1 protein-coding gene is annotated in these 596 nt (G+C 44.6%); it reads right to left on the bottom strand.

The features are described from left to right. Window positions 1-464: 464 nt before the first annotated feature. Window positions 465-596, bottom strand: a 132-nt coding sequence (locus UF06_RS28450; protein WP_139046409.1) for a DUF3265 domain-containing protein, incomplete at its 5' end; no start/stop codon positions are given.

Below are 596 nucleotides of genomic sequence, written 5' to 3'. Positions count from 1 at the left end.
TAACGCCCGGTTAAGGGGCAGCCAACGCCATTACCAAGCTTCCGCATAACACCGTAACCACAAAAACTAACGCATGGTAAAAATGCCGCGCGTTGGCTGTCCCTCTTGAACCGTTTGTTATGCTTAAGCTTCAATGACTTACGTTGTACCAAAACCAAGATTAACTCAGCTTTGATTCACAAACAAAACCCAAAAACCAAAAAACTGAAATGACTCATGATTTTGAAAATCAGACTTTGAACTTTGAACGCTAATTCTAAACAAACCTAAGATCAGATTGCTTATTGAGCCAACCGCCTCAACCTCGCGCTTGCCCGAAAATTGATTGAGGCAATTCTCTGAATTTCCAGCGCCAAAGAAAAAGTGTCCGGAAAACCGCGCCCACTGAAGCAAACTTGCCGACAAACTCAAAACCAACCAGCCGAGGGAACAAAGAGAAACCATAAACCACTGACTTTGCGTGATTAAGCATAACGCCGCGTTAAGGGGTGAGTGCCGCCTAAACCAACTTTCCGCATACCACTTTCACCACCAAAATCACCGCATACCAAAAATGCCACGCGGCACGAATCCCTCTTTAACGCTTTGTTATGTTT

The sequence above is a fragment of the Vibrio sp. S234-5 genome, assembly GCF_000960595.1.
Taxonomy (GTDB): Bacteria; Pseudomonadota; Gammaproteobacteria; order Enterobacterales; family Vibrionaceae; genus Vibrio.
The sequence above is the reverse complement of the archived record's forward strand: the minus strand, read 5'-3'. Positions and strand labels throughout refer to the sequence as shown.